Annotated in this window: 18 protein-coding genes; 9 read left to right on the top strand and 9 right to left on the bottom strand. The window is 71.9% G+C overall.

Annotated elements, in window-relative coordinates; all coding sequences use genetic code 11:
* Positions 1-131: 131 nt before the first annotated feature.
* Complete coding sequence (locus tag ABT129_RS06410; RefSeq protein WP_502981667.1) at positions 132-2,714, bottom strand: D-alanyl-D-alanine carboxypeptidase family protein; 2,583 nt, start codon at positions 2,712-2,714, stop codon at positions 132-134.
* A gap of 174 nt (positions 2,715-2,888) precedes the next feature.
* Between ABT129_RS06410 and ABT129_RS06405 the strand changes: the two genes are divergently transcribed.
* The 3 genes from ABT129_RS06405 to ABT129_RS06395 all read left to right on the top strand — a co-directional run bounded on the left by ABT129_RS06405 (position 2,889) and on the right by ABT129_RS06395 (position 5,083).
* Positions 2,889-3,587, top strand: a complete 699-nt coding sequence (locus ABT129_RS06405; RefSeq protein ID WP_030315572.1) for a GOLPH3/VPS74 family protein — start codon at positions 2,889-2,891, stop codon at positions 3,585-3,587.
* A gap of 241 nt (positions 3,588-3,828) precedes the next feature.
* Positions 3,829-4,689 carry a helix-turn-helix domain-containing protein gene (locus tag ABT129_RS06400; protein WP_351897304.1) on the top strand — a complete coding sequence of 287 codons (861 nt, stop codon included), beginning with the start codon at positions 3,829-3,831 and terminating at the stop codon, positions 4,687-4,689.
* A gap of 193 nt (positions 4,690-4,882) precedes the next feature.
* Positions 4,883-5,083 carry a DUF397 domain-containing protein gene (locus ABT129_RS06395; protein WP_041133951.1) on the top strand — a complete coding sequence of 67 codons (201 nt, stop codon included), beginning with the start codon at positions 4,883-4,885 and terminating at the stop codon, positions 5,081-5,083.
* A gap of 234 nt (positions 5,084-5,317) precedes the next feature.
* Here the strand turns inward: ABT129_RS06395 and ABT129_RS06390 are convergent, their stop codons facing one another.
* Positions 5,318-6,151, bottom strand: coding sequence for a hypothetical protein (locus ABT129_RS06390; RefSeq protein WP_351897302.1), 834 nt, complete (start codon positions 6,149-6,151; stop codon positions 5,318-5,320).
* 81 nt (positions 6,152-6,232) lie between these two features.
* Between ABT129_RS06390 and ABT129_RS06385 the strand changes: the two genes are divergently transcribed.
* Positions 6,233-7,015: an SDR family oxidoreductase gene (locus ABT129_RS06385; protein ID WP_351897299.1), complete on the top strand. Its 783-nt coding sequence runs from the start codon at positions 6,233-6,235 to the stop codon at positions 7,013-7,015.
* Positions 7,016-7,201: 186 nt separating this feature from the next.
* Positions 7,202-8,752 (top strand): sodium:solute symporter family protein, encoded by a 1,551-nt coding sequence (locus tag ABT129_RS06380; RefSeq protein ID WP_351897296.1) that lies wholly within the window; start codon positions 7,202-7,204, stop codon positions 8,750-8,752.
* Here ABT129_RS06380 and ABT129_RS06375 read toward each other — a convergent pair.
* A complete protein-coding gene (locus tag ABT129_RS06375; protein WP_351897295.1) occupies positions 8,737-9,855 on the bottom strand; it encodes an ADP-ribosylglycohydrolase family protein in 1,119 nt (372 codons plus the stop codon). The genes ABT129_RS06380 and ABT129_RS06375 overlap by 16 nt on opposite strands.
* A 154-nt stretch (positions 9,856-10,009) precedes the next feature.
* On the opposite strand from ABT129_RS06375, the gene ABT129_RS06370 reads away from it, so the two are divergent.
* On the top strand, positions 10,010-11,110 hold the full coding sequence (locus ABT129_RS06370; protein WP_351897292.1) for a tyrosine-protein phosphatase: 1,101 nt from the start codon (positions 10,010-10,012) through the stop codon (positions 11,108-11,110).
* Between the two features lie 60 nt (positions 11,111-11,170).
* Here the strand turns inward: ABT129_RS06370 and ABT129_RS06365 are convergent, their stop codons facing one another.
* Positions 11,171-13,756, bottom strand: coding sequence for a bifunctional FO biosynthesis protein CofGH (locus tag ABT129_RS06365; RefSeq protein ID WP_351897290.1), 2,586 nt, complete (start codon positions 13,754-13,756; stop codon positions 11,171-11,173).
* Between the two features lie 72 nt (positions 13,757-13,828).
* Positions 13,829-14,659: an LLM class F420-dependent oxidoreductase gene (locus ABT129_RS06360; RefSeq protein WP_351897288.1), complete on the bottom strand. Its 831-nt coding sequence runs from the start codon at positions 14,657-14,659 to the stop codon at positions 13,829-13,831.
* A gap of 128 nt (positions 14,660-14,787) precedes the next feature.
* Between ABT129_RS06360 and ABT129_RS06355 the strand changes: the two genes are divergently transcribed.
* Both ABT129_RS06355 and ABT129_RS06350 read left to right on the top strand, forming a co-directional pair.
* On the top strand, positions 14,788-15,243 hold the full coding sequence (locus tag ABT129_RS06355; RefSeq protein WP_351897285.1) for a nuclear transport factor 2 family protein: 456 nt from the start codon (positions 14,788-14,790) through the stop codon (positions 15,241-15,243).
* 22 nt (positions 15,244-15,265) lie between these two features.
* A complete protein-coding gene (locus ABT129_RS06350; RefSeq protein ID WP_502981666.1) occupies positions 15,266-16,009 on the top strand; it encodes a GNAT family N-acetyltransferase in 744 nt (247 codons plus the stop codon).
* A 20-nt stretch (positions 16,010-16,029) separates the two neighbouring features.
* Here the strand turns inward: ABT129_RS06350 and ABT129_RS06345 are convergent, their stop codons facing one another.
* Complete coding sequence (locus ABT129_RS06345) at positions 16,030-16,521, bottom strand: GNAT family N-acetyltransferase (protein ID WP_351897281.1); 492 nt, start codon at positions 16,519-16,521, stop codon at positions 16,030-16,032.
* A gap of 90 nt (positions 16,522-16,611) precedes the next feature.
* Here ABT129_RS06345 and ABT129_RS06340 point away from each other — a divergent pair, with 90 nt between their 5' ends.
* Complete coding sequence (locus ABT129_RS06340) at positions 16,612-16,815, top strand: hypothetical protein (protein ID WP_351897278.1); 204 nt, start codon at positions 16,612-16,614, stop codon at positions 16,813-16,815.
* 87 nt (positions 16,816-16,902) lie between these two features.
* Here the strand turns inward: ABT129_RS06340 and ABT129_RS06335 are convergent, their stop codons facing one another.
* The 3 genes from ABT129_RS06335 to ABT129_RS06325 form a co-directional block, all read right to left on the bottom strand.
* A complete protein-coding gene (locus ABT129_RS06335; protein WP_351897276.1) occupies positions 16,903-18,468 on the bottom strand; it encodes an APC family permease in 1,566 nt (521 codons plus the stop codon).
* Between the two features lie 271 nt (positions 18,469-18,739).
* Entirely contained in the window at positions 18,740-20,194 is a 1,455-nt protein-coding gene (locus ABT129_RS06330) for an aldehyde dehydrogenase family protein (RefSeq protein WP_351897273.1), read from the bottom strand.
* Between the two features lie 43 nt (positions 20,195-20,237).
* On the bottom strand, positions 20,238-21,977 hold the full coding sequence (locus ABT129_RS06325) for an N-acyl-D-amino-acid deacylase family protein (RefSeq protein ID WP_351897271.1): 1,740 nt from the start codon (positions 21,975-21,977) through the stop codon (positions 20,238-20,240).
* Positions 21,978-22,032 lie beyond the last annotated feature (55 nt).

Genomic DNA, 22,032 nt, shown 5'->3' with positions numbered 1-22,032 from the left:
GGCCCTTTCCCGTGCTGCCCGGCTCTCTTCCCCCGTGCGTCATGTGTGCGCACGCATGGTTCTCGTCCCCCGGAAACGCTAACAGCAGGGCGCCCCGGAGAACCGGGGCGCCCAGCCGAGCGAGTGGCTTCTCAGCCCACGCGGGTGAGCTTCTTGTCGAAGCCCGGCTCCACCAGGTCCGCCTGGAGGGCGACGGGAGAGCTGACCTTGCCGACGCCGGTGCCGATCGACACCTGGCCGACGACGTCGCCCGCCTTGCCGGTGTGCGCGAGGGCCTTGCCGCCGTCGGTGAGCTCCAGCTTCACCTGGAGACCCGGCCAGCCGACCGCCCGCAGCTCCTTGGTGGCGACGACCGGGGTCCGGCCGCCGAGGCCGTCGTCCACGTAGCCGAGGATCTGGCCCTTGCGGACCACGGCGGCCGAGGTGACGTCCTTCTGCGCCTTCTTGATCAGCTCGTAGCTGTAGTCGATGGAGAGCTGGAGCTTCTCACCGAGCTGCTTCGCGTCCTTGGCCCCCATCACGATGCCGAGGATGCGCCGGTTCTTGCCGTCGACGACCGTGTTCGCCGACCAGAGCAGGTTGCCGCCGGCCGGGGTGGAGGAGCCGGTCTTGATGCCGCTCACACCCGGCTTGAGCAGGATGTTGTTGTTGTTCTCGATCCGGCCGGGGATGCCGTCGACGGTCACGTTCGGCATGTTCACGATCTCGCGGAACACGTCGTACTGCATGACCGCCTTCGCCAGCTTCAGCTGGTCCTGCGGGGTCGACACGGTGCTGTCGAGCAGACCCGACGGGTCCGTGTACGTCGACTGCGACATGCCCAGGTCCTTGGCCGCGGCGTTCATCTTCTCGACGAACGCGGCCTCCGAACCGGCGTCCCAGCGGGCCAGCAGCCGGGCCACGTTGTTCGCGGACGGGATCATGAGGAGCTGCAGGAGCTCCTTCTCCGTGTACGTCTGGCCCTCCTGGACCGCCGCCGTCGACTCGTGCTCCGCCTTGCCCTGATCGGCGGCCTTCTTGTCGATCTCGATCTCGGGGCCCTTCTGGTTCCCCTTGAGCGGGTGGTCGCGGAGGATCACGTACGCCGTCATCGTCTTCGTGACGCTCGCGATCGGGGCCGGCTTCTGCGCCCCGTACGTGCCCATCGAACCGACGCCCTCGACCTCGACGGCGCCCTGTCCCTCGGTGGGCCACGGCATCTTCAGCTCGCCGCCCTCGAAGGAGAAGGTCGGCGCGGCGGAGAGCGTGAGAACGGGCGCGGGCAGCGGGCGGACCATCTGCACGATCGCAAAGACGATCAGCACGAGCAGCACCAGCGGGGTCCAGATCCGCACCCGGCGCATGGTCGTCCGCAGCGGGGTCGGCGCGGGCGGCGGCGTGTTCGTCAGCTCGGCGAGCAGGTCGAGCGGGGGCAGCGGCGGCAAGGGCTGCTGCCGCGTCCGCTCGGGCTCGGCGAGAGCCGGCGACGGCACGGGCGCCGGAGCCGGCTTCGCCGCGGGAGCGGCAGCGGAGGCCGCGGAGGCGGCGGGCTTGGGCGCCCCGGGCGTCTGGGGGGCCTTGGGGGCTCCCGGGGCCTTGGAGGCGGCCTCCTGGGCCTTCTGCTCGGCCGGGATGTCCGCACGCAGCGGCAGGAAGGTGCTCGTGCGCTCGCTGTCGGAGCCCTCGCGCAGGGACGGCGGGAGCTTCAGCGCGGTCGTCGGCTGGTCCACGGGCGGCGCGGCCGGCGGCCGGACGGCCTTGAACATGGTCGTCGGCTGGTCGACCGGCTCCTCGTCGACGTCGCCGGAGCCGTCGTCAGGGCCGTCGTCGGGGCCGTTGGCCTGGACGTAGACGGGGACGTCATCGGAGGCGTCATCGGAGGCATCGGGGGCGTCGGCGGTGGTGTCGGTGGCGCCTTCGGTCGCCGAGTCGTCCGAGGACGGCTCCTCGCGCTTCGGCGCCTCCGCCGGCTTCCGCGACGCGAACCAGGACTCCGCGGGCGCCTTCGCCTCGGCGGACGCCGTCGCCTGGACGGGCTCCTCGTCCGCGTCGTCGTCCGCGTCGGCCTCCGCCTCGTCCTCGGGCTCGGCGTCCTCCGGCTCGTCCCCGTCCCCGTCCTCGGGGTCGTCCTCGGGGTCGTCCTCATCGGCCGTGTCCGACTCCGCGTCAGACGCGGAGGCGGAGGCAGACGCAGGCTCAGGCTCGGTCAGCGACTCCGCATCCGGCTCCGGCTCGTCCGCGCCGGACTCGCCGGCCTCGGCCCCGTCCTCGACCTCGGCCCCAGTCGCCGACCCCGAACCCTCGGCCGCCGTCGAAGCCGCGCCCTCGGACTCGCCCTCGGACTCCGCCTCCGGCTCCTCCGCCGTCGCGACCCACGCCGCCACCGCGGCCTTCAGGCGCTCGCTCTCCGGCTCCGGCGTGGCCGCCGGCGCGTCGTCCTCCGGAGTCCGCGGCGCCAGGTTCTTGAAGACGGCCGTCGGCTGGTCGACCTGAACCGACGAAGCCGAAGTCGAAGCCGAACCCGAGGCCGAAGTCGAGGTCGCCGACGAAGCCGAAGAGGCCGGCGTCGAACCCGAGGACGCAACCGCGGCCGACGACGAGGCGTCTGACTCATGGAACACGGAAAGCCGAGGATCCCGGCCGCCGCCGCCCGAGGCCGTCGTCTCCTGAGACGGTCCCTGCTGCTCCGCCCTGTCGGGGGACTCGCCCGCCACCGTGCCTCCTCCATGCGTCATGCGTACGTACGGACCATGTACCGGTCCGTGTACCAGTGTCCTGTGTGAACCCCTTGGCCCCCGTGCTAGACGAGAACGACATACCTACTGGTTCCCGGATGAACCACCCAGGCACTCTCGACAGATGAATGTGAGAGGGGTCACCCTGTCATTCATCCACGCGGGGAGGCATGGATGGGCAGGAGCCGCAGAACCATTCCGGAGGAGCTTCTGCTGCTCGCTCTGGACCCGACCACGGGTACCACAGCGCAGCCGCAGTCGCTCGACCTCGGCCTGGCCGGTGCACAGCTAGTGGAGCTGGCATTGGCAGGCCGGATAGCCCCTGACGGGGATCGTATCGCCGTGGTGATGCCACGGCCGACCGGAGATCCGACCTTGGACTCCGCACTGGAGCTGCTGCGCAGGCGTGGCAGCCCGGTTCGGGCCGTCCACTGGATCGGCGGACCCCGACTGGGGCTCCGCCAGACGTATCTCTCGCATCTGGAGCGATGCGGCATGGTGCATGCCGTGGAGGGCCAGATGTGCGGGGTGTTGCCGACGACTCGCTACCAGGCGACGGACACGGCGATCAGTCGGGAGATCCGTTCCCGGCTGGACAGTGCGATCCGCACCGGCGTACCGCCGGACCCGCGGACCGCGGCGCTTGCCGCGCTGGCCCATGCGGTCGGTCTCGGGAAGCACCTCTACCCCGGCAACGAAGGACGGTCGTCGCGGTCCCGGCTGCGCGATCTGATCCGGCACGACCCGATGGGCGGACTCGTGGCGCACGCCGTGATGGACGTCCAGAACGGCGCGGCTGCACAGCCGCGTCGGAGCGCCGCGGGTGTCCCGGCGCAGCCTCGCGGCAGCATGGCCCGCGCGGCGGCGCACTAGACACCCCGGAGCGAAGACCCACCCCGGGAGCCGCACAAGTGTGCGGGGCGGTCAGGACGGCCGCCCCGCACATGTGCGTCCCGGTGCGCGCGACGCCCAGGTGCGTCGCGCCACCGGCGTTTCCGGTGCTCACCAGGCATACGTTGTGGTCATTTTCCAGCGCACGCCCGGCCATTGGTGGCAGTCTGCCAAGCGGTAGGTACTCACAGCTACGCAGCAGACAGCCGGAGGTGCAGTTTCCGTGGCGTCCAACGTCAACCCCACCGTCAGGCGACGCCGATTGGGCCAGGAGCTGCGCAAGCTCCGCGAGGCGAAGAACATGACGGCCGAGCAGGTCGCCGAGCGCCTCCTCGTCTCGCAGTCCAAGATCAGCCGGCTGGAGAACGGCCGTCGCTCGATCAGCCAGCGCGATGTGCGCGACCTCTGCGGTGTGTACGAGGTCGAGGACGAGCGCATGGTCGACTCGCTCATGCAGATGGCCAAGGACTCGCGCCAGCAGGGCTGGTGGCACGCCTTCGGCGACATCCCGTACAGCGTCTACATCGGTCTGGAGACGGACGCGGAGAGCCTGCGGATGTACGAGCCGCAGATCATCCCGGGGCTCCTCCAGACGCACGCGTACGCGGAGGCCGTGATCACGGGCGCGCTGCCGGAGTCGACGCCGGCCGACATCGAGAAGCGGGTCACGGTCCGCACCCGCCGTCAGGAGCGGATCCGGGACGAGGAGCGTCCGCTGCGGCTCTGGGCGGTGATCGACGAGGGCGCGCTGCACCGGATCGTCGGGAGCCGGCAGTTGATGGTGGAGCAGCTGGAGCACCTCGTCGAGCAGTCGCACCTGCCGCACGTCACCGTGCAGGTGATCCCGTTCGAGATGGGCGCGCACCCGGGGATCAGCGGTCAGTACTCGATCCTGGAGTTCCCGGACACGTCGGACTCCAGCGTCGTCTACATCGAGGGCGTCACGAGCGATCTGTACCTGGAGAAGGCGCAGGACGTCGGCAAGTACAGCGTCATGTACGAGCACCTCAGGGCGCAGGCGCTGAACGTCGAGCAGAGCCGTGACTTCATCTCGGAGATGGTGAAGAAGCACGCCAGGGGATGAGCCGGAACCGGCCATGAGGACAGCGGGGCATGTACGGTACACGGCGTACTCGCTCCCACGGAAGCTCAGTTGGAATATGCCACTCGGACGTGTGAACGCCGGTCCCGCCGGACGGGACCGACGAGTAGCGTCGATCACGCCGGCAAGAACGTTGGCGCGACACACCCCACTGGCAGAACCGGAGCTGAGCAGCATGGCGATTATTCAGGGCGGTACGGACACCTGGACGAAGTCCTCGTACTCCGGAGGGAACGGGGCCTGCGTCGAGGTGAAGTCCCCCGTCGTTGCCGCGATCGCGGTGCGGGACTCCAAGGCCCCCGAGGGACCGTCCCTCTCTTTCGGACCGGGATCGTGGAACGCCTTCGTCGGCGAGGTGAGCAACGGGGCGCTCTGAGCCCCGTCGCTCAAGTCGCCACGGCGGTAGACATCACCGCCGTACGCATCACCGCCGTACGCATCACAGCAGCACGTATCACAGCAGCACGTATCACCGCAGTACGCATCACCGCAGTACGCATCACAGCAGTACGCAGGAGCCCTCTCGTCCGGTCCGCCGTCCTGGCCGAGGGGGCTCGGCCTTTTCCCCGGCCCGTGGGACGAGGCGAGGCCGTGGCGCGAGCGGCCTGGATCAGCGCAGTTCGTCCACGTACCGGTCCGTCCCCGGGACCGTCGGGACGAACGGTGCCACCAGCTCCACCCGGCCCTCCTCGCCGCCCAGTTCCTCCAGGTCCGCGAAGTGCCGCGACCAGCAGGCGCGGGGGTCGCGCTCCAGGAACCACAGCAGGGTCAGCCGGGTGTCGATCCCCTCGACCTGCTTCACGTACGTCATGCGGTCGCCCGGCAGCGGGGTGGGGCGGAAGACGGTGACCATCGCCGCCGGTGAGCCGGCGAGGCGGCGGGGCAGGTCCCGGGTGCGGAGGCGTTCGAGCAGGGCCGCCCGTTCCGCCGGGCCCTCGGCGTCGATGACCTGGAGGATCAGCCCGGCGTAGGGGTGGTCGAGGGCGTGGAAGTCGCGCGGGCCGGCCGCCCCGTCGCGGTAGACGGTCGCCTCGTGGTCCTGGAACGAGGTGAAGACGTGGGTGCGCTCCTGGTGGACGCGGGCGTCGCGGTTGAGCCGTTTGTTGATGCCGACGGTCCACTTCATGTGGTCGTCGTAGCGGCCCTCGGTGATCCAGTACGTGGAGAGGTAGCAGCCGGTGGTGACGGGCCGGGCGACGGCGGACTTCTCGGGGCTCCGCAGCTCCTGGAGCGCGCGGGTGGCGACCCAGCGGCGGCCCGCGTACATCCAGGGCATGGCCATGGCGCCGGCGTAGTAGTGGTCGTCCTCGTACCAGCGGTTGTACGCGTACTCGTGGCCCGGATGCGGTTCGACCATGGTGATCAGCGCGTGGCCGGGCCGCACCCCGTACGGGCCGACGGAGGCCAGTTCCGCGTAGGTCTCGCTGCGGTTCTCCTCGCTCACTTCGTACCCCTTCCCAAGTCGGTGACGGGCACCTACTCTGACGGACCGTCAGATACTTGGCCAGGGTCGAGAGGGGTCCGGATGCTGCTCCAGGGGAAGACGGTCGTCGTGTCGGGGGTCGGCGCCGGGCTCGGCCACCGCGTCGCCGAGACGGTGGTGCGGGACGGCGGCAACGCGGTCCTCGGCGCCCGCACCGAGGCGAACCTCGCCAAGTCCGCCGCCGAGATCGACCCGGAGGGGCGCCGCACCGCGTACCGGGCGACCGACATCACCGACGAGGCACAGTGCGAGGCCCTCGCCGCCCTCGCGGCCGAGCGCTTCGGCGGGATCGACGCGGTCGTCCACGTCGCCGCCTGGGACTCCTACTTCGGCGGCCTGGAGGACGCCGACTTCGCGACCTGGCAGGGGGTCCTGGACGTGAACCTGCTCGGCACCCTCCGGATGACCCGGGCCTGCCTGCCGGCGCTCAGGGAGCGCGGGGGTTCCGTGGTCCTGATCGGGACGCAGTCGGCGGTGGCCGCCCCCTCGCAGGTGCGGCAGGCGGCGTACGCGGCCTCGAAGGGGGCGCTGACCTCGGCGATGTACTCGCTCGCGCACGAGCTGGGGCCGCACCGGATCCGGGTCAACACCGTGCTGCCGGGGTGGATGTGGGGACCGCCGGTGCAGGCGTACGTCCAGTTCGCCGCGCACACCGAGGGGGTGCCGGAGGCGGAGGTGCTCGCCCGGCTGACCGAACGGATGGCGCTGCCGGAGCTCGCGACGGACGGGGACGTGGCGGAGGCGGCGGCCTTCCTCGCCTCGGACCGGGCGCGGGCGATCACGGGACAGTCGTTGCTGGTCAACGCGGGCGAGCTGATGCGATGACCGTTCCGTAGCCACGCGCCGGCCGGGACCGTCGCCCATGCGCACAAGTTCATAGACGTGAACAAGGGTCAGTAAGCAGAACGATTTTACTGTCCCTTGACCCTCCATTGCATTGTCCCCGCCTTGCAACACGCCACACCATGAACGGCGTTCACAAGGCGGACCAGACCCCTTGGAGGGGGCTCCATGAACAGTCTCGACTGGGCCGTGCTCATCGGCTACTTCGGCGTGATGGTCGCGATCGGCGTCTGGTCCCACAAGCGCGTGGACACCGTCTCCGACTTCTTCACCGCCGGCGGCCGGATGCCCTGGTGGCTCTCCGGCATCTCCCACCACATGTCCGGCTACAGCGCCGTGATGTTCACCGGCTACGCGGGCATCGCCTACACCTACGGCGTCACCTCGTACGTCACGTGGTCCTTCCCCATCGCCATCGGCATCGCCATCGGCGCCCACCTCTTCGCGCCCCGGCTCAACCGGCTGCGCTCCCGGCTCAAGGTGGCCTCCCCGCTCGAATACCTCAAGGACCGCTACAACCTCCCGACCCAGCAGGCCCTCGCCTGGTCCGGCGTCCTCCTGAAGATCGTCGACGTGGGCGCCAAGTGGGCCGCCATCGCCACCCTGCTCTCGGTCTTCACCGGCATCTCCCTGAACCAGGGCATCCTCATCACCGGCGTCGTCACCGGCGTCTACTGCACGGTCGGCGGGCTCTGGGCCGACGCCCTCACCGAACTCGGCCAGTTCGTCATCCAGTTCTTCGCCGGCATCGCCATGCTCGTCGCCGTCCTCGGCAAGCTCGGCGGGTTCAGCGCGCTGTGGACCGTCTGGGACCGGCCCGAGCTCCAGGGCCACACCGCGCCGACGGCCGGCCCGTACACGATGACCTTCCTGCTCGCCTACCTCTTCATCAAGACCTTCGAGTACAGCGGCGGCATGTGGAACCAGGCCCAGCGCTACATGGCCACCCCGTCCGCCCGCGAGGCCACCCGCTCCGGCCGGCTCTCCGCCGTGCTCTGGTTCGTGTGGCCGCTCGTCCTCTTCTTCCCCATGTGGTGCGCGCCGCTGCTCGTCGACCCGAAGAAGCCCGACGGCTCCGACGCGTACGCCCTCATGACCGAGCAGCTGCTGCCGCACGGCCTCCTCGGCCTCGTCGTCGTCGGCTTCTTCTCGCACACCATGGCCATGTGCTCCTCCGACGCCAACGCCATCGCGGCCGTCTTCACCCGGGACATCGCCCCGGTCCTCAGCAGGGCCGCCCGGAGCTGGACGCAGCGGGCCGGGCTGCTCGCCGCCCGCTGGTCGACGATCGCCTTCCTCGCCCTGTCGATGGCGGTCGCGACCCAGGTCAACTCCCCCACCTTCAAGGACATCATCACCGTCGTCATCAAATGGGTCGCCGGACTGATGGGACCGATCGCGATCCCGTTCATGCTCGGACTGCTGCGCGCCTTCCGGAAGTCGGGCCCGACGGCGGCGCTCGTCTCCTGGGCGGCCGGACTCTTCGTCTTCTGGCTCACCAACTACGGCCTCGACGGCGTCGAGCTCCAGATCCAGATCGTCTCCCCGCTCGCCACCTCCCTCGTCCTGTACGTCCTGATCGGCTTCGTCAGGCCGGAGGACACCCCGGAGCGGGACGCGCTCCTGGACCGGATCGGCTCGGACCCGGACGGGGACGGGGACGGGACCGCCGCGATCCCCGCACAGGGCGGCGAGCGCGCCGGTCAGCCCCTCGGGTAGCGCGCGAGCCAGCCCGGCGAGGACTCCGTGGGGCCGTGCAGGGCGGCCCCCTGCGTCATCTCCATCGAGAAGTCGTCCGCGAGCTCCAGGACCGTCGCACGGCCCTCCAGTTCGGCCAGCCAGGCCGGCGGGAGGGCCGTCTCGCCGTGCAGGGCGCCGAGGAGGGCGCCGGTGAGCGCCCCCGTCGCCGCCGAGGGCCCGTCGTGGTTGACCGCGAGCCGCAGCCCGTGCCGTACGTCCTCGCCGACCAGGGCGCAGTAGACGGCCGCCGCGAGCTGGCCCTCCGCCCGGTCCTCGGTCGCGCCGAGGGCGGCCACCCGCTCCGGGTCCGGCACCCCCTCCCGTACGGCTCCGAGGGCGCGGCCGAGGGCCTCGGTGACCGGCTCGTGGCCGGGGCGCGCCGCCAGCTGGCCGAGCGCCCGGTCGACGGAGGTCTCCACGGAGCCGCCGCGGGCGAGTCCGTGGACGACGACCGCGAAGGCGCCGGCGGCGAGGCCGGCGGCCGGGGCTCCGTGGGTCTGGGCGGCGCACTCGACGGCGAGCTGGCAGACGAGCTGCGGCTCCCAGCCGACGAGCAGCCCGAAGGGGGCCGAGCGGACCAGGGCGCCGGAGTCGCCGGCCGTGGGGTTCTTGGGCTTGTCGAGGGTGCCGAGGCGCTCGTCGCCGAGGCCGGTGAGGCAGGCGCGGGGCGGGTTGCGGCGGGCGTAGAGCCACTCCTCGTGGGCGAGCCAGCCGTTGTCCTTGCGGCGTTCGTCGGGGCCCCAGTCGCGCTGGGTGGCGGCCCAGCGCAGATGCGCCCGGTGGACGTCGGTGGGCGGGTGCCAGGCGCCGGTGTCGCGGCGGACCTGGGCGCGGATCAGGCCGTCGACGGTGAAGAGGCCCATCTGGGTCGCGGCGGTGACGGCGCCGCGGCGGCCGAAGGCGGGCGCGGGCTCGGTGAGTCCGTCAGGTCCGTGGGCCTCGCGGAGCGCGGCGAGGGTGCGGCCCTCGGCGCCCGCTCCCAGCGCGTCGCCGAGGGCGCCGCCGAGCAGGCAGCCGCGTACGCGGGCGCGGAAGTCCTGCTGTTCGGCGCGGCCCCACACGGCCGCGGCTGTCGTGGCCACGTCGTGCCCTCCCCCCGTAGACCGGTCTGCGCAGCACTGTAATGGACCGGGTACGTCCGTTCGGGGGCCGGAACGTTATGTGATCCGACGCCCTTCAGGCCGGTTTTGACCGCAGTTCACCCGAGGTTCGGGCAGGACTTGAACGATCCGCGTCATGAACCCCGTGACACGAGTCAAATCCCTCTCCGCCGCGGCCGTCGCCGCCGTCCTGCTGACCGGGCTGACCGCGCCGACCGCCTCCGCGCACCCCTTCGCCCCCTCGCACCCCCACCACGGCGGGCGGCACCAGGGCGCCCCGCGGATCCCCTTCACCGTCGCGACCGTCACGGAGAACGCCGACGGCACCCACACCGTCGCGTGGCGGGCCCCCGGCACCCGCGGCGTCACGATCCGCACCGACGGCCGCACCGTCCACCGCGGCGGGGCGACCGGCTCGGTCACCGTCCGGGGGCTCGCCGCCACCGACCGGCGCTGGTTCGACCTCGTCCCCGACCGGGGCACCCCGCTGCGCCTCGCCGACCGGCTGATCCGCCTCCAGGGCACGGTCAACTTCCGTGACGCGGGCGGCTACCGCACCACCGACGGCCACTGGGTGAGGATGGGCGAGGTCTACCGCTCCGACTCCCTGGAGAAGCTCACCGACGCCGACCTCGCCAAGCTGGGGCGCCTCGGTGTCCGTACGGTCTTCGACCTGCGCATGGAGTCCGAGCGGACCACCGCGCCCGACCGCGTCCCGGCCGGCGCCGCGCACGTCGTCGCCGACGTCCTCGCCGGCACCGGCACCTTCACCTCGATGCCGAAGAGCCCCGCCGAGGCCGAGGCGATGATGGTCGAGGGCAACCGCTTCATGGTGGGCGGCGCCACCGCCCGTGCCGCGTACACCACCGTCTTCGACGGCATCGGCTCCGACCGGAGGCGCGGTGTCCTCTTCCACTGCACCGCCGGCAAGGACCGCACCGGCTGGTCGAACGCGGCCCTGCTGACCGCCCTCGGGGTCCCCGAGGAGACGGTCATGGCCGACTACCTCGCCAGCAACACCTACCGGGCCGCCGCCAACGAGGCGATCCTCTCCCACCTGCCGGCCCAGCAGGCCGCCGTCTACAAGCCGCTCCTCGACGTCCGCCCCGGGTACCTCAACGCGAGCTTCGACGAGGTCGAGGAGGAGTACGGCTCCTTCCGCGGGTACCTGCGGAAGGGCCTCGGCATCGACGACCGGGAGCTCGGGGAGCTGCGGAAGGACCTCCTGGTCGGCTAGGGCCCGTCCTTCGGGCCGGGCGCGCGGGCCCGGCCCGATCCGGGGGACGCGGCCCGGGGATCACTCGGCCGGCAGCACCGGCAGCAGTTCCGGGAGGTGGCCGTCCGAGGCCCTCGCCGTGCGCTGCCGCTCCTGCGGCACCTCGCCGTACAGGGTCGTCCGGGGCTTCGCCGGGCGGCCCGCCGCCTCCGCGATGGCCTCCAGGTCACGGATCGAGCGGTACGAGCCGTAACTCGACCCGGCCATGCGGGAGATGGTCTCCTCCATCAGCGTGCCGCCCAGGTCGTTGGCGCCCGAGCGGAGCATCTCGGCGGCTCCCTCGGTGCCCAGCTTCACCCAGCTGGTCTGGATGTTGGGGATGTGCGGGTGGAGGAGCAGCCGGGCCATCGCGATGACCGCGCGGTTGTCGCGGGCCGTCGGGCCGGGGCGGGCGATGCCCGCGAGGTAGACGGGCGCGTTGGTGTGGATGAAGGGGAGGGTCACGAACTCGGTGAACCCGCCGGTCTCCTGCTGGATGCGGGAGAGGGTGCGGAAGTGGCCGAGCCAGTGCCGGGGCTGGTCCACGTGTCCGTACATCATCGTGGACGAGGAGCGGATGCCCAGCTCGTGGGCGGTGGTGACGACCTCGATCCAGGTGGCCGTGGGCAGCTTGCCCTTGGTGAGGACCCAGCGGACCTCGTCGTCGAGGATCTCGGCGGCGGTGCCGGGGATCGAGTCGAGCCCGGCCTCCTTGGCGGCCGTCAGCCACTCGCGGATCGAGAGGCCGGTCCGGGTGGCGCCGTTGACGACCTCCATCGGCGAGAAGGCGTGCACGTGCATGCCGGGGACGCGCTTCTTCACCGCCCGCGCGATGTCGAAGTAGGCGGTGCCGGGCAGGTCGGGGTGGATGCCGCCCTGCATGCAGACCTCGACGGCGCCGACCTCCCAGGCCTGCTCGGCGCGGTCCGCGACCTGGTCGAGGGAGAGGGTGTACGCGTCGGCGTCGGTACGGCGCTGGGCGAAGGCGCAGAAGCGGCAGCCGGTGTAGCAGACGTTCGTGAAGTTGATGTTCCGGGTGACGATATACGTGACGTCGTCGCCGGACACGGACCTGCGGACGTCGTCCGCGATGCGGGTGAGGGCGTCGAGCGCGGGCCCGTCGGCGTGCAGCAGGGCGAGCGCCTGGGCGTCGGTGAGCTTCGTCGGGTCGTCGGCGGCGACGGCGAGGGCCTCGCGGACGTCGGCGTCGACGCGCTCGGGAACCATGCCGGGGGCGGCGGCCTCGCGCAGCGCCTCCCAGTCGCCGTACACCTCGTCGAAGTCGTCGCGGCGGTCGTGGGTGCGGCCGGTGGTGTCGATGGTGGCGTGCAGATCGGTGCGGCCGGCGGCGGTGAACGCCTCGTCGGGCTCCTGCCAGGGCAGGCCCCGTACGGGCGCGTCGGGGTTCGCCAGACCGGTCTCGGGGTCGGCGAGGGCGCGGACGTGCGGGAGGAGCCGGGGGTCGAGCCAGGGTTCACCCCGAGTGACGAACTCGGGGTAGACGCAGAGGCGTTCGCGCAGCTCGAAACCGGCGGCGCGGGAGCGCTCGGCCAGCTCCTCGATCTGCGGCCAGGGCCGCTCGGGGTTGACGTGGTCGATGGTGAGCGGGGAGACGCCGCCCCAGTCGTCGACGCCGGCGGCGATGAGTCGTTCGTACTCGGAGTCGACGAGGTTCGGCGGGGCCTGGAGGCAGGCGGTGGGGCCCATGATGTGCCGGGCGACGGCGACGGTGGCGACGAGGTCGTCGAGGTCGGCGTCCGGCATTCCGCGCATGGCCGTGTCCGGCTTGGCGCGGAAGTTCTGGATGATCAGTTCCTGGATCGAGTGGTACGCCCGGGAGACCCGGCGCAGCGCGAAGAGGGACTCGGCCCGTTCCTCCGGCGTCTCGCCGATGCCCAGGAGCAGCCCCGAGGTGAAGGGCACCGAGGACCGGCCGGCGTCCTCCAGGACGCGGAGCCGTACCGCCGGTTCCTTGTCGGGGGACCCGTGGTGGGGGCCGCCGGGCTCCGACCAGAGGCGGGTGGCGGTGGTCTCCAGCATCATGCCCATGGAGGGGGCGACCGGCTTGAGCCGCTGGAAGTCGGTCCAGGAGAGGACCCCGGGGTTGAGGTGCGGGAGGAGTCCGGTCTCCTCCAGGATGCGGATCGCCATGGCCCGTACGTAGGCGATGGTGTCGTCGTACCCGTGCGCGTCGAGCCACTCCCGGGCCTCGGGCCACCGGTCCTCGGGCTTGTCACCCAGGGTGATCAAAGCCTCCTTGCACCCCATCGCGGCGCCGCGCCGGGCGACGTCGAGCACCTCGTCCGGCGACATGAACATCCCGTGTCCGTCGCGGCGGAGCTTGCCGGGGACGGTGACGAAGGTGCAGTAGTGGCACTTGTCCCGGCAGAGTCGGGTGAGGGGTATGAACACGCTCTTCGAGTACGTGATCACCCCGGGCCGCCCCGCCGCCGCGAGTCCGGCGTCCCGCACGCGTCCGGCGGAGGCGACCAGGTCCGCCAGGTCCTCCCCGCGCGCCCGCAGCAGCACGGCGGCCTCGGTCACATCGAGCGCGACCCCGTCCCTGGCCCTCTTGAGGGCGCGGCGCATGGCGTTGGCGGTGGGCCGGTTGTCCTGGTCGTCCGTCATGAAACGAGCATACGAGCGGGCGGGGAGGGGAGGTGGCGGGGAGGCCGAGGTCACCGTGGACCGCCCGGTGGTTCAGAGGTACCGGGCGTACGCGTCCAGGGTGCGCAGGACCTCCGGCTCCGGGGACGGCGGCAGCTGGAGAACGACCTCCTCGCAGCCCAGTTCGGCGTAGTGGGCGAGCTTGCCGGGGGTCGGGAGGACCGCGTACGGGACGATGTGGAGGGTCTTCGGGTCGCGGCCCGCGGTCTCCCAGGCCTCGCGCAGGAGCGGCAGGGTCTCCGTCAGGCCCCGGCCGCCGATCGGCATCCAGCCGTCCGCGTCCGCGACGATCCGCGCGAGGAGCTGGGGGCCCGCCGCGCCGCCGAGCAGGACGCGGGGCGCGCCGCCCGCCGGTTTGGGCCAGGCCTCCGAGGCGCGGACGGAGCGGCCGGACTCCCCCTCGTACGCGGTGGGTTCCGGCGCCCACAGGGCCCGCATCAGGGCCAGCCGGTCGTGGGTGACCTCCCGGCGCGTGGACCAGTCGACGCCGTGGTCGACGGCCTCCTCCCGGTTCCAGCCGTAGCCGACGCCGAGGGTGAAGCGGCCGCCGGAGAGGTGGTCGAGGGTCGCGATCTGTTTGGCGAGGGCGATCGGGTCGTGCTCGGCGATCAGCGTGACGCCGGTGCCGAGGCCGAGGTGTTCGGTGACGGCGGCGGCCTGGCCGAGGGCGACGAAGGGGTCGAGGGTGCGGCCGTACTCGCGGGGCAGCTCGCCGCCCGCCGGGTAGGGCGTGTCCCGCGCGACGGGGATGTGGGTGTGCTCGGGGAGGTAGAGCCCGCCGAATCCGCGCTGTTCGAGTGCGCGCGCGAGCCGCACGGGGGTGATGGTCTCGTCGGTCAGGAAGATCGTGGTCGAGATCCGCATAGCGGCACGGTAGGGGCTGCGGCCGGGATTTCCGAGAGGTGCGGCGCCGCGGGCCTCTCGCGTTGTTCGTCGGTCCGCGTGCCGACCGCCCTTGACCTGAACCTTGGTTGAGGTAAGAGGCTTCTCACATGAACGACACCAGCGCAGCCCTCGCCCCCGCCGACGTCACCGCCGACACCGCCGCCATCACCCGTCTCTTCGACCGCTACCTCCGCTCCCTGGACGACCGGGGCGCGTTCGACGGGAGCTGGGCGGCCTCCTTCTTCACCGAGGACGCGACGACCTCCACCCCCGCCGGGGACGTGCGCGGCCGGGACGCCATCGCGGCCAACGTGCGCATGGCGATGGGGCTCTTCGACCGGACCGTGCACTTCGGCTCGAACTACCTGATCGACGTGGACGGCGACCGCGCCACCCTGCTCGGCAACCAGCTCTCCACCCACGTCCTCGCGTCCGGCGGCGAACTGTTCGTCTCCGGCGGGCGGACGGAGAACGAACTCGTCCGCACCGCCGGGGGATGGCGGCTCTCCCGGGCCGATCTGCGCATCGCCTGGACCCAGGGAAATCCGCCTGTGCTTCCGTAGCGCGGCTGCTTGGATGGCGGTCATGCTGAGCCGTATCGAGACGTACTACGACGCCGTGCCCCGATCCGCCTGCCGTGTCGAGGGGTTCGGGCCGCTGAGCCTCTTCGTGAGGGAGGGGGACGGCTGGCCGTACTACGCGCGGCCCGCGCTCGGGCACTCCGGTGACGTGTCCGTCGCGGACGTGCAGCGCGTACGGGAGCGCCAGCGGGAGCTGGGCGTGCCCGAGGCGTTCGAGTGGGTGGCGGAGACGACCCCGGGACTGCGCGCCGCCGTCGAGAAGAGCGGGCTCGTGGTGCACGAGCATCCCCTGATGGTCCTGGAGGGGGAGGGCGTGCTCCCCGCCCCGCCCGAGGGCGTCACGGTACGGATGGTGGGCGCCGAGGACGCCGCCCTCCCCGGCGCGGTCGCCGCCCCGTACGCGGCCTTCGGCGCCGAGCCCTCACCGGAGGCCGTCGCCCAGGTCGCCGCCCGGCTCACCGCGGGCCGCACCCGCCTGGCCGCCGCCCTGGACGCCTCGGGGACGGCGCTCTCGGCCGGTCAGCACCAGCCCGTCGGGGCCGTCTCCGAGGTGGTCGGCGTCGGCACGGTCCCGGAGGCCCGGCGGCGCGGCCTGGGGCTCGCGGTCACCGCGGCCCTCGTCGCGGACGCCCGTGCGGGCGGCGTGGAGACGGTCTTCCTGTCGGCGTCGGACGAGGGGGTGGCCCGCCTCTACGGCCGCCTCGGATTCCGCACGGTCGCCACGGCGCTGATCGCGGAGGCGGGCTGATCACCGGGGCCCGACCGGCGTCACCGTCCACCGGCGGGCCGGCGCGGCCCCGGGGCGGGTACCGCCTCGCGCACCATCAGCACGTCCACCGGGTCCTCGGACTCCGGTGTGAAGCCCTCCCGCTCGTAGAGGCGGCGGGCGGCGCTGCCCTGGAGCACGATCAGGCGGACCCGGAGCCCCTCCTCGTCCGCCCGTGCGAGCAGCTCCCGCAGCACCGCCGTCCCGAGGCCCCTCCCCTGGGCCTCGGGGGCCAGGTAGAAGTGCTCCAGGTAGAGCCCCTCGCCGTTCTCGTACGGGCGCATCGTGACGCTGCCCGCGAAGCGGCCGTCGATCTCGACGACCGAGGTGTGCGCGGGCGAGAAGCCGTCGCGCAGCCGCTGGCGCACCCGGTGCTCGTCGTAGCGGCCGAGGCGCACCAGGTCGTCCCGCATGACGAGCGCCCTCAGTTCGGCGACGGCCTCGACGTCCTCCGGCCGCCCCGGGCGCGTGGACCAGTTGCTCTCGCTGTGCATGGGCGCATCCTAGGGAGCGTCCGCCGAGCGCCCGGGACCCGGTGGCAGTAACCGGACCGGCGCCGTCCGCGTTGGTCGGGCATGAAGAAGATGCTCACCGCAGTAGCCCTGACCTGTTTCGCCGCGACGGGCGGCCTGGCCGCCGCCGGGACCGCGGCCGCCGACACCGGCGGTGTGAACCTGCCCTCGGTGGTGCCGCTCAGCGGCGTCCTGACCCCGAAGGCGAAGCCGGCCGGCACGCCCGGCCTGCCGCCCGCCAACGCGGCGGTGGAACACCTGCTCCCCGGGCACTGACCGGCGCGGCGGGGACAGGACGAAAGTGGCGGGACCCCCCACGGGCCCGCCACTTTCGCGTCTCTGTGACTCAGGGACGTACGGCCGTCAGTCGGCGACGACGAGCGACGGCGTCTCCTTGGTCAGGACCTCGCCCCGGAAGAAGGCGGGGCTCCTGCGCTGCATGACCAGCATGATCACCACGCCGATGAGCAGCAGGCCGACGCCGATGACGAAGACCGAGCCGACGCCGAAGACCGCGGAGCCGGAGCCGTACGCCGGGTCCCACATGTCGTACAGGGTCTTGCCGAAGACGGCGGTGAGCATCAGGCCGCCGAGCAGCGGCATGAGGCCCTTGTAGGCGAAGTCCCGGCCGGAGCGGAACAGCTCGCGGCGGAAGTACCAGACGCAGGCGAAGGCCGTGAGCGCGTAGTAGAAGCAGATCATCAGGCCGAGCGCGTAGATGGTGTCGACCAGGACGTTCTCGCTGAGCAGGGTCATCACGGTGTAGAAGGCGCCGGTGGCGACGCCGGCGACGACGGTGGCCTTGCCGGGGGTCTTGAAGACCGGGTGGACCTTGGTGAAGGACTTCGGCAGCGCCTCGTACGTGGACATCGCGAGCACCGTGCGGGCGACCGGGATGAACGTGGTCTGGAGGCTGGCGGCGGCCGAGGCGAGGACCGCGACGAAGAGCAGGACGCCGAGCGTGGGGCCCATGACCGGGCCGGCGAGCGCGGCGAAGACGTTGTCGGAGGTCTCGGGGTTGGCGAGGCCGAGGCCGGCGTCGCCGGAGCCGACGACCATCTGGGCGGCGATGCCGGTGGCCAGGTAGGAGCCGACCAGGACGACCATCGCGATGAGCGCGGCGCGGCCGGGGGTCTTGGCGCTGCCGGTGGTCTCCTCGTTGGTCGCCATGCAGGCGTCCCAGCCCCAGTACATGAAGATCGAGAGCGAGAGTCCGGCGGTGAAGGCGGCGAAGGACTGGACCGCGAAGGGGTTCATCCAGGACCAGGAGAAGTCGACCGAGGTCTCGAAGGACCCGGCCTTCGTCAGGGCCATGCCCACGAAGACGGCGAGGACGACGAGCTGGAGGCCGACGAGGGTGTACTGGACGCCCTTGGTGGCGGTCATGCCGCGGTAGCTGATCGCGGTGGCGGCGGCGATGAGGGCGAGGCAGGTGACGATGTGGACGGCTTTGTTGTCGTCCAGGGCGGCGACGGATTCGCTGCCGCTGATCTCACCCGCGAGGAGCCAGAAGTAGGAGGTCGCGACGCCGGCCAGGTTGGACAGCACGATGATCGTCGCGATGACGAGGCCCCAGCCGCACATCCAGCCGATCTTGGGCCCGAAGGCCTTCACGGTCCAGGTGAAGGAGGTGCCGCAGTCGGGCATGACCCGGTTGAGCTCCCGGTACGCGAAGGCGACGAGGAGCATCGGCAGGAAGCCCGCGAGGAAGACGGCGGGCATCTGCAGTCCGACCTCGCCGGCGGTGGAGCCGAGCGTGGAGGTCAGACAGTAGACGGGGGCGACGGTCGAGATGCCGATGACGGCACTGCCGAGGAGGCCGACGGAGTTCCCGCCGAGGCCTTTGGTGCGCACGCCGCTGGTGTCGCCCGGGGCCTTGACGCCCCTTACCGTGTCTCCGGCCTGGGGCCGCGCTTCCACCTGAGTCATGAACAGGACGTTAAATGCTGCGGTTTCCACATCCGGAGGATCGAAATCCGCTCATCTGATCGATCGGCGCCTTTCAATCTGGTGGTCGAGGCGGATCATCACCAATGATTGAAAGATCGACGACCGGCACCGACCGACCAACTGGTAGGTCGGTCGGCCGATGTCCGATATGCGGGAACCGCAGCTCGGTCCGGAATGTCCGTTTCCAAATTTTCCCGAGGAATTTTCGGGAAGACCCTCCGGACGTCGCCGACCCGGGCAGGGCCCGGGCTCAGCCCGGCCAGACCACCGCCTGCAGCTCGCTGTAGGCGTGCAGCGCGTACGAGCCCACGTCCCGCCCGACCCCGCTCTTCTTGAATCCGCCGAACGGCGCCTCCATGTTCCGTCCGATCGTGTTCACGCCCACCCCGCCGGCCCGCAGCCGGGCCGCGATCCGGAAGGCACGGGCCACGTCTCCCGACCACACGTAGTCGATCAGCCCGTAGTCGCTGTCGTTGGCGAGCGCGATCCCCTCCTCCTCGTCGTCGAAGGGGACGACCACGACGACCGGCCCGAAGATCTCCTCCCGGACCACCCGCATCCCGTTCGTGCAGTCGGCGAGCAGCGTCGGCGCCACGTAGAAGCCCTTCGCGAGGTCCGGGCGCTCGCCGCCCGCGACGACCCGCGCCCCTTCCTTGCGCCCCAGCTCGACGTACGACTCCACCCGGTCGCGGTGGGCCGCCGAGATCACCGGGCCGACGATCGTGCCCTTCTCCGCCGGGTCCCCGACCTTCATGTAGGCCAGATATCCGGTGAGCCGCTCGACCAGCCGCTCGTAGATACCGCGCTGCGCGAGCACCCGGGTCGGGGCCGTGCAGATCTGTCCGCTGTAGAAGGAGAACGTCGTCCCGATCCCCATGACCGCCGAGTCCAGGTCGGCGTCGTCGAGGACGAGCGCGGCGCCCTTCCCGCCCAGCTCCATCAGCTGCCGCTTCAGCTCGCGGCCGCAGACCTCGCCGATCGCCTGCCCGACCGCCGTGGAACCGGTGAACGACACCATGTCGACGTCCGGGGAGTCCACGGCCGCCCGCCCGGCCTCCACCGAGGAGCCGGTGACCACGTTGACGACGCCCGGCGGGACTCCGGCCTCCTCCAGGGCCCGGGTCATCGCGTACACGGAGAGCGGGTCCTGCGGGGCCGGCTTCACCAGCACCGTGTTGCCCATCGCCAGCGCCGGGGCGACCTTGCCCGCCGGGTTGGCCCACGGGTTGTTGTACGAGGTGATGCAGGTGACCACGCCGACCGGGCGCCGCACCGCGACCGCGCCGAACACCCCGGCCCTCCCCATCGGGCCCGCCTCGTTGATCTGCGGGGGCAGCGCCCGCTCGACCGGTTCCAGGGCGCCCCGCGCGTACCGCCGGAAGCGGGCGGCGCCGACCGCGACCTGCATCCCGCGCGCGGTACCGGTCGTCGCTCCCGTCTCGGCCCGCGCCAGGAGCGTGTTCGCCTCGGCGTCCCTGGCCATCAGGTCGGCGGCCCGGTCCAGGATCGCCGCCCGCTCCTCCGGCCTCGTGCGGGACCAGGAGGCGAAGGCCTCGCGGGCGGCGGCCGCCGCCTCGTACACCTGGCTCCGGGAGGCCTCCGGCGCCAGGCCGACGACCTCCTCCGAGGCCGGGTCGACCACCTCGTAGTGCCCGCCGTCGGGCTCGACCCATTCGCCGCCGATGAAGAGCCGCTCGGTCCTCACCCGGTGCCCCCGTCCCCGCCGATGAAGAACCGCTCCGTGGGGGTCATCGTGTGCTCACCGTCCTCGTGTCACGGCCGGAGCGCAGCACCCTGCCCGGGACCGCGCCGGTCACCTCGTCGTCCCGTACCGTCTCCACCCCGTTGACGCGCACCGACACGATCCCGACCGCACGCGAGTCGAGCCGCGGGCTGTCCCCCGGCAGGTCGTGCACGAGGGTCGCCGGGCCGGCGTCGATCCGCTCCGGGTCGAAGAGGACCAGGTCGGCGTGGAAGCCCTCGGTGATCCGGCCGCGCTCACGGAGTCCGAAGAGCCGGGCCGGGTCGTCGGTCAGCATCCGCACCGCCCGCTCCAGGGGGACGAGCCTCCGGCCGCGCAGGCAGTCCCCGAGGAAACGGGTCGTGTACGGGGCTCCGCACATCCGGTCCAGGTGGGCGCCGGCGTCCGAGCCGCCGAGCATGACGTCCTCGTGGTCCCAGGTCTCGCGGCGCAGCGCCCAGGAGGCCGGGTCGTTGTCGCTGGGCATCGGCCACAGGATCGTCCTGAGCTCGTCGTTGGCGCAGATCTCGACGAGGCACTGGAAGGGGTCCTGGCCGCGTTCGGCGGCGATGTCCCGCACCACCCGGCCGGTGAGGCCCTCGTTCTCCCGGCTGTACGTGTCGCCGATGACGTACCGGTCGAAGTGGGCGAGGCGCCGGAAGACCCCCGCCTCCCTGGAGTCGGCGCGCCGCAGCATCTCGGCCCGCACCTCGGGGTCGCGGAGTCTCGCGATCCGCTCGGGGACGGGGAGGGCGAGGATCTCGCCCCAGCCGGGGATGAGGTTGAGCGCGCAGAAGGTGCCGAGGGACATGTTCATGGGGGTGAGGATCGGCATGGTCAGGGCGACGATCCGGCCGCCTGACTTGCGGGCCCGCTCGGAGGCGGTGAGCTGGCGCGGGACGCGCTCGGGGACGGCCGCGTCGATGGTGAGGACGTTCCAGTTGAGGGGCCTGCCCGCCGCCGCCGTCATCTCCACGAAGAGGTCGATCTCGGCGTCGGAGAACTGGTCGAGGCAGCCCGCGAGGATCGCCTCCAGCTGGGTGCCCTCGTACTCGCCGACCGCCCGGGAGAGGGCGATCAGCTCCTCGGGCGTCGCGTGCCGGGAGGCGACGGGGGCGCCGTCGCCGTCGGAGTGGGTGGCCGACTGGGTGGTGGAGAGGCCCCAGGCCCCGGCCGCCATGGCGTCCTTGAGGAGCCCGACCATCTGCTCCAGCTGCTCGGGCGTGGGCTGCCCGCCGACGGCGTCGGCGCCCATCACGTACCGGCGCAGGGCGCAGTGGCCGACCATGAAACCGGCGTTGACGGCGATCCGGCCGTCGAGGGCGTCGAGGTACTCGGCGAAGGACGACCAGCTCCAGTCGACGCCCTCCTCCAGGGCCTTGAGGGCCATGCCCTCGACCTTGGACATCATGCGGCGGGTGTAGTCGGCGTCCTCGGGCCGGTCCGGGTGGAGCGGGGCGAGGGTGAACCCGCAGTTGCCGCCGGCGACGGTGGTGACGCCGTGGTTCATGGACGGGGTGGCGTACGGGTCCCAGAACAGCTGGGCGTCGTAGTGGGTGTGCGGGTCGACGAAGCCGGGGGTGAGGACGAGACCGGCGGCGTCCTGCTCCGTCCGGGCCTCCTCGCGTACGGTCCCGGGTTCGGCGACGACGGCGATGCGGCCGTCGCGTATCCCGACGTCGGCGGTGAAGGCGGGGGCGCCGGTGCCGTCCACGACGGTGGCGCCCTTGATCAGGTGATCGAGCATGACGTTCCCTCTCTGGACGGGGACACGGGTGTGCCCCGGACCGGGGGCCGCCGCG

The organism is Streptomyces sp. NPDC002057, from assembly GCF_040296665.1.
Taxonomy (GTDB): Bacteria; Actinomycetota; Actinomycetes; order Streptomycetales; family Streptomycetaceae; genus Streptomyces.
This window is presented reverse-complemented; position numbering and strand designations above follow the sequence as displayed.